This window comes from Micromonospora aridisoli, from assembly GCF_056150025.1.
Genome location: NZ_JAXCFK010000173.1, coordinates 1 through 525, shown reverse-complemented (window position 1 = coordinate 525; position 525 = coordinate 1). Strand labels below are relative to the sequence as shown.

Sequence of the window (525 nt, the reverse complement as noted above, 5' to 3'; positions counted from 1 at the left end):
TAGTTTTAATAAAACATGATCCCATCTCTTGCGAAATCCTTCTTTTTTTGAAAAAAAAAACATCCCAAGAATCCCCACTACACTCCCTAATAACATCACCAATCCATGATCTCCCACAAGCTGAGAAAAATCAACAATCATCTGTGTAACCACAGGTAGATCGACATTATTCTGTTTAAAAATATCAACAAACATTGGCACGACATATTTGAGCATAAACCCCACCACCAAAAATGCCGTAACAAGCACAATAACAGGATATGTCAATGCAGTGGTAATCTCGCTACGCTGTTGATTTTTTCGTTTATAAAATTCGCTTAATTCTGAGGTTATCCGATCCAATTGACCTGTTTGTTCACCAATCTTGATCGCATAATACTCGTATTTTGTAAATACTGAATTTGATTTTATAATTTCTGAAAAAGAGGTTCCAATAATTAGATCCTCAAGCATTGCTTTCATTAGAACCTTATCTTGTTCTTTTTTTTGCGTGTCCGCAAGTAATTCTAAAGCATTTTTAAGGTT

General features: G+C 34.3%; 1 protein-coding gene. It reads right to left on the bottom strand.

Annotated elements, in window-relative coordinates:
• Positions 1 to 525 (bottom strand): type II secretion system F family protein (locus SM447_RS29955; protein ID WP_474576218.1); only part of this gene is annotated, 525 nt, incomplete at both ends.